Below are 6,344 nucleotides of genomic sequence, written 5' to 3' on the forward strand. Positions count from 1 at the left end.
GCCGGCCGGCGCCCCGGCCGGCGCCTCCCCGGTCGCCTCGGCGTGCGCCCCCACGGCGTCCTCGCCCCGGACGTCATCGCCCCGGACGCCATCGCCCTGGGCCTCCTCGCCCTGGGTGTCCCCGCCCTGGGCGTCCTCGTCGTCCTCGATCTCGATGCCGAAGTCCGTGGCCAGTCCGGCGAGCCCGGTGTCGTACCCCTGGCCGATGGCGCGGAACTTCCACTCCTGGTGCCGGCGGTAGATCTCGCCGAAGACGAAGGCGCTCTCCGACTCGGCGTCGGCGATGGAGAAGCCGAGCAGCCGCTCGCCACCGAGGTCGGCGAGTTCGAGCCGGAGGTCGTGGAGCTGCCCGAAGGCCGCGCGCTGGTGGCGGCTGGCGGCGATGACCAGGCGCTCGATGTCGGCCGGGACGGCGGTGAGGTCGAGCTGGATGCGGTCCTCGGTGCCGACCTCGGTGGGGCTCTGGCCGAGCAGTTGGACGCTGCCGTCCTCGGCGGTGGGGTTGTTGTAGAAGAAGAAGTCGGCGTTGCCGCGGACCTTGCCGTCGGCGGTCAAGAGGAGGACCGAGACATCGGCGTCCCCGTCGCCGGCGGGGCTGCTCCACCCGAGGATGACGGTGACGGAGTCGACGCTTTCGCTCAGCGCCGAGAGTCCGACATTGGCTCCCTTGACCATTTCCTGCACGAATGTCCCCCAGAGGAACAGGGCTGTGCCGGGCATGTGGGCGCAGCCGTGGTGTGGTGTTGCCGTCGGCATGTGCCCGTTCCGGCCAGCAGGGAGCCTAGCGGCTTGAACTGGTGGTGTGACCAGGTTTCGAGCAGATTGTGTGCACGCAATCGGAATGTCATGTTCGCGGGTGCGCCACTGCCCCGGCGCCGGGGAGAGGCGTCGGGGCAGTGGGGGTGGGGCAGTGGGGGTGGGGTGGAGCAGGTGGGTCAGGGGAGGGGGATGCGGACGATCTGGGGGTCGTGGTCGCTCAGCTGGGTGGCGAACTCGCTGTTGAGGTGGACGATGTCGTAGCTGTAGGCCTTGGCGGCGAGGGCCGGGGAGATCAGGATGTGGTCGAGCACCTGGGAGTTGCCCTCGTAGACGTAGGTGTAGCGCTCGGCGAGGGGGAGGGTGCGGGGCAGGTCGACCAGGGAGCCGCCGGCGGTGAGCAGGTCGGCGGTCTGGGAGAACTCGAAGTCGTTGAGGTCGCCGAGGACGATGACCGAGGCGTTCGGGTCGACGGCGAGCAGCTGGTCGGTGAAGTTCTTCACCAGGGTGGCCTGGGCGTGCCGCTGGGTCTCGGACGGCCGGGACGGCTGCTGGTAGCGGCCGAACAGCGGCTGGTCACCGCCCTTGGAGTTGAAGTGGTTGGCGATCACGAAGACCGGGCGGCCGTTCCAGCGGAACTCGCCGGCCAGCGGCTTGCGGCTGGCGTTGAAGGCGGAGTCGGTGGGGGCGATCCGGCCGGGGGAGTAGGCGAGGGCCGGGGTGCCGGCGTTGTTGACCACCAAGTCGGCGGTGGTGGAGCCGGCACCCGGGCGGTCGGTGAAGGTCAGGCCCCGGTCGGTGCGGAAGAGGAAGACCTGGCGGATGTTGCCGCCCGGCTGGCCGCCGTCCTGGTCGTCCACCGGGTTGATCTGGCGGTAGGAGTAGGACGGGCCGCCGGCCGCGGTGATCGCGGCGGTCAGCTGGGTGATGGTCTGGTCGGCGGCGACCACGCCGTTGTCGGTCGCGCCGGTGTTGTCCTGGATCTCCTCCAGGGCGATCAGGTCGGGCGAGCGGAGGTTGTTGACGACCGCGGCGGCCAGGCCGTCGAACTTGCTCTGCGGGTCGTTCGGGGAGAGGTTCTCGACGTTGAAGGTCGCCGTGGCGAGCTCGCCGGCGGCGGCCGCGGCGGTGGTCTCCGGGGCGAGGCCGCCGGCGGCGACCGTCGGGGTCGCGGTGACCAGCAGCTTGAAGTTGCCGAAGGAGTAGTCGAGGACGCCGACGGTGGCGCCGGACAGGGTGTCGCCCACGTTGGCGGTCGGGGTGGGGGCGAGCACGTCGTCCAGGATGATCCGCTCGGGGTTGCCGTCGGCGGCCTGGAGCAGGATGCCGCCGCGGTTGGTGCGGGTGGCGGAGCCCTGCGGGACGACCGGGATCTCGCCGAACTTGCTGGTCGGGCCGACCACGGCGGCGTTGTTCAGCTGGACCCGCATGCCCTCCAGGGACTCCCAGAAGTCCAGGCCGTCGGTGGCCGGCTGGAAGGTGCCGGCCGTCTCCACGTTGCCGGAGGTGACGCTGGAGATCACCGCGGCCGGCGGCACCCGGCCGCCGGCGCCGACCAGGGTGGCGGCGGGCAGCGCGGCGTTGTGCGCGAGGACGGTGACGCTCGGGCCGGTGAGCTCGGTGATGGTGAGGTTGGTGGTGCCGCCGGTGCCGCCCGGGCGGAACTCGCTCACCGTGCCGCCGACCGTCACCGAGTCGCCGACCGCCACGCCGGGCGCGCCCGCGGTGTAGACGTACAGCGCCTCGCTGGTCGCCGGATCGGCGTCGGGCAGCGGGTCCTGGAACCAGAAGCCGCTCGCGCCGACCGCCGTCACCACGCCGGGGACGGCGCTGACCGAGCCGCCGGCCAGCGGGGAGGTGCGGGCGGCGCCCTGGACGTCGTGGATCCGGGTGCCGCCGCCGGTCCCGCCGCCGGTGGAGGAGGAGTTGCGCGGGGTGGGCGCGGTGACGGCGAAGTCGGCCGCGTTGTTGTCGGTGTCGGTGGCGCCGCCGCCGGCCCGCAGCGCGCCGCTTGTGTTGGAGAGGTTGCCGGTCGGCGAGCCCTCGGCGGAGCTGGCGGAGGAGCCGTAGCCGACGAAGTCCTTGACGCCCGGCTGGGTGGCGCAGCCGGCGGAGCAGGTGAGCGCGGTGCCGTTGGTGACCAGCGCGACCTTGCCGCTGGTGGCGCTCAGCGCGATCGTGCCGGTGGCGTCCGGCGTCGGCAGGGCGGCCCCGGAGCCGGTCCCGGCCGCCTCCTGCACCAGGTAGTACTTGCCGGGGGCGATGGTGCCCGACAGCGTGGTCTTCGACCAGGACGACCCGCCGGCCGAGGCGTACTGGACGGTCCAGCCGGCGACCGAGACCGGCGCGGTGCCCCGGTTGTACAGCTCGATGAAGTCGTTGGTGTACGGGGCGCCGGAGTTGCCGCCGCCGCCGTACACCTGGCTGATGACGATGTCCGCGGACACCGCCTGCGCGGTGCCGGCGGGCAGGGCTATGAGCGCTCCCGCGACGGCGGCGGCGGATGCCACCGCCAGTGCGCGGAGCCGGACGCGATCGGTTCGCCGCATGGGCGGGTCCTCCTGATGAGCGTGCAGTCGATGGACGGGCGCTGAGTGTTGTAGCAACGCCACCTGTGCCATACCGCGCGCTCCGGCGAACGACCAGACGTACAACGGAAGAACAGTTCTGCTGACATGCACCGGACGAACCGTCCGTGTGCGGCGGGAGCCCCCGGTGGGCCTCAGTCGGTGAGGGTGATCCGGATGCCGACGGTGCCGCGCTCGCCGCGCCGCAGCCGGCTGCCGAGCAGGGTGAGGACGCCTAGCAGGTTGTACTTCTGCCGCAGCAGCGTCCGGTAGGCGGCGGTGCGCTCCGGGCTCAGGATCTCGGCGGTGGCCGGGTACGCCGCGCCGGTCGGGTTGCCGCGCACGTCGCAGGGGCCGACCAGGACGTCCGGGCGGTTGCGGATCCGCTTGACCTTCCAGGAGTCGGCGACGGTCCAGATGCCGAGCGCCTCGCCGTCGCGCACCACCCAGACCGGGGTCGGCACGCCGGTGCCGTCCTTCTTGAAGGTGGTGACCCGCAGGTAGCTCCCGGCGGAGAGGGTGACGAGGCGTTCGAGCCGCTCCCGCCGGTGCGGGTCGGGCTGGGGGGTCTCGGGGCTCATGCCGGGAATTCTATGTCCGGAGGGTGACGCCCGGCCGATCACCAGAACTGGGCGAGCGAGCTCTCCTTGAACGGCTGCGGGCTCACGCAGAGGTCGCCGGCGAACGGCCGGTCCAGCACCAGGACCAGCAGCAGGCTGAAGCCGATGAGCCCGGCCACCGAGCCGACGAACAGCAGCCGGATCCGCCGGTCGCGGATCCCGTAGAGGAAGGTCAGCGGCAGGATCACCAGCGAACCGCCGATGACCAGGATCCAGAGCAGCGGCGGCAGCGCCAGCCTGCTGTTGGCGATCCGGGCCCGGCGCTGGGCGACGGCGTCGTTGAGGCTGCTCACCGCCTCCTCGTAGAAGACCTGCTCGGTCTGCGTCTGCGGTTCGAACGCGCGCAGGGCCCCGTAGATGGCCTCGATCTTCTCCGCCGTCCGCTCGAAGTCGCCCCGCCCCTGCTGCATCAGCGGCCACTGGATCTCGACCACGGAGTGCACGTACTCCCCGACCGCCGCGGTGACGGCGGCTCGCGGCTCGGGCGGGAACGCGCGGGCGTCGCGGACGATCTGGGAGACGGCGGTCGCCTCGGTGGACACCACGCCCTGGGTGCCCTCCAGCTGGGTCCAGAGGTTGACGATGACGAAGGCCAGGACAATGCCGTAGATCGCGCCGAACATGCCGAGCACCACACCCACCATGTCGTTGTGCTCGCCCTCCACCAGCGAGGGGTGCCGACGGTACGCCAGCAGGCTGCCGGCGATGGCGAGTGCGAAGAAGCCGCCGACCACCAGCATGACGAGCGCGGCGGTCGGGAAGTGGTTGAGGAGCCAGAGTTCCACGCGCGCCGCTCCTTGGTCGCTGGTGCCGTTGTCGTCGGTCCGCCTTGCCCCGGCGGGCCTCAGTGCGGACGCCGGGCCCTGGCGGAGGCGAGCCGGGTCCCGGCGGACCGGACGGTGGTCCGGGCGAAGGCCCGGGCCCGGCGGGCCAGCCGCCGCCGGCCGCGCCCGCCGACCGCCGTGGCGCCACCCAGTGCGGACGAGCCGGACCGGACGGCCGCGCGGACGGTCGGCGGGAAGGGCGGGAGCGGCGGGATCGGTGGGATGGGCGAGCGGAGTGGCGCGGGGGAGGGGGCCGTCGTGAACCGCGCGGTGCCGAACTCCGCCGGTACCGGGGCGGCCTCGGCCGTCCGCGCCTGCGGGCGCCGCCGGGCGCGGACCCGTCCGGCCGCCCAGAGCGCCAGCGCCCCGCCCAGCGCGACGGCCGTCCACCCCGCCGGGCCGAACGGGTCGTCGGTCTGCCGGATCGCCTGCGGCAGCACATCGGCGGCCGGGTCCTCGGCGGAGCCGGCCGGGCCCGCGGTGACGGAGGTGTCGGCGGCTCCGGGGCCGGCACCGGCACCAGTCCCAGACCCGGCCGCGGTGTCCTCCACCAGCCGTCCGACCGGTTCGACCTTGCCGGCTGCCGCGAACCCCCAGTCCAGCAGCGCCGCCGCCTCGTCGTACACCTTGGACTGCTGCTCGGGATGCATCACCGTCACCAGAAGCGTGCGGCCGCCGCGTTCGGCGGCGCCGGTGAAGGTGGCGCCCGCGTTGGTGGTGTAACCGTTCTTCACCCCGATGAGGCCGGGGTACTTGCCGAGCAGCCGGTCGGTGTTGGCGATGTCGAAGGCGGTCCGCTGCCCGGTCGTCTTGTCGACCCCGCCGGGGAAGCGGGCGGTGCGGGTCGAGCAGTACGCGCGGAAGTCCGCGTTGCGCAGCCCGGCCCGGGCGAACAGCGTGAGGTCGTACGCCGAGGAGACCTGGCCGTCCTGGTCGTAGCCGTCCGGGGAGACCACGCGGGTGTCCCGGGCCTGCAGGGCCACCGCGCGTTCCTGCATCTGGGTGACGGTCCGGGCCAGCCCGCCGTTCATGTGGGCGAGGACGTGCACGGCGTCGTTGCCGGAGGCGAGGAAGACGCCGCGCCAGAGGTCCTCGACCCGGTACGGCAGGTTCTCCTTGATCCCCACCAGACTGCTGCCCGGGCCCAGCTCGGCCAGCTCGGCGAGGGTCACCCGGTGTTCCGCGGAGCGGTCGAACTTGGGCAGCACGGTGTCGGCGAACAGCATCTTCAGCGTGCTGGCGGGCGGCAGCGGGAGGTGCGGGTTGCGGGCCGCGAGGACCTCGCCGGTGGCCGCGTCGGCGATCAGCCAGGACCGACCGGTGAGGCCGGCGGGCAGCTCGGGCGCCCCGCTCCGGGGCGCGACCTGCACGGCGGTCCGCCCCAGCCGCTCGCCCCCGACCACGGCGGCCGCGTCCTGCGCGGCACCTGCGGCAGTGGTGGGCTGGGGGGACGGCGTACCCGCCCCCGCCCCCTGACCCTGACTCGGAGCCGTGGCAGGAGCCTTCGGAGCCGGCGACGGGCTCGCCGCGAGGGCGGCCGGCGCGCCGGCGGCGAGGACCAGCGCCGCGACGCCACC

General features: G+C 73.4%; 5 protein-coding genes. All 5 read right to left on the reverse strand.

The features are described from left to right. On the reverse strand, positions 1–675 hold a 675-nt coding region (locus AB0N76_RS38760), incomplete at its 3' end, for a TerD family protein (RefSeq protein WP_363565558.1). A 260-nt stretch (positions 676–935) separates the two neighbouring features. Then, the gene (locus AB0N76_RS38765; protein ID WP_363565559.1) at positions 936–3,305 is read right to left on the reverse strand and encodes a lamin tail domain-containing protein; all 2,370 of its coding nucleotides are present in this window, start codon (positions 3,303–3,305) and stop codon (positions 936–938) included. Between the two features lie 173 nt (positions 3,306–3,478). Next, positions 3,479–3,904, reverse strand: a complete 426-nt coding sequence (locus tag AB0N76_RS38770) for a PPOX class F420-dependent oxidoreductase (protein ID WP_363565560.1) — start codon at positions 3,902–3,904, stop codon at positions 3,479–3,481. Positions 3,905–3,942: 38 nt separating this feature from the next. Continuing rightward, positions 3,943–4,728 carry a DUF4239 domain-containing protein gene (locus AB0N76_RS38775; protein ID WP_363565561.1) on the reverse strand — a complete coding sequence of 262 codons (786 nt, stop codon included), beginning with the start codon at positions 4,726–4,728 and terminating at the stop codon, positions 3,943–3,945. Between the two features lie 59 nt (positions 4,729–4,787). Then, positions 4,788–6,329 (reverse strand): D-alanyl-D-alanine carboxypeptidase, encoded by a 1,542-nt coding sequence (locus tag AB0N76_RS38780; RefSeq protein ID WP_363565562.1) that lies wholly within the window; start codon positions 6,327–6,329, stop codon positions 4,788–4,790. Between the last annotated feature and the right edge of the window lie 15 nt (positions 6,330–6,344).

The organism is Kitasatospora sp. NPDC093806, assembly GCF_040683335.1.
Classification (GTDB): domain Bacteria; phylum Actinomycetota; class Actinomycetes; order Streptomycetales; family Streptomycetaceae; genus Kitasatospora.

Excerpts from the sequence above, each read along its gene's own strand:
- AB0N76_RS38765 (WP_363565559.1), bottom strand. The coding sequence starts at position 3,305 with ATGCGGCGAACCGATCGCGTCCGGCTCCGCGCACTGGCGGTGGCATCC.
- AB0N76_RS38770 (WP_363565560.1), bottom strand. The coding sequence starts at position 3,904 with ATGAGCCCCGAGACCCCCCAGCCCGACCCGCACCGGCGGGAGCGGCTC.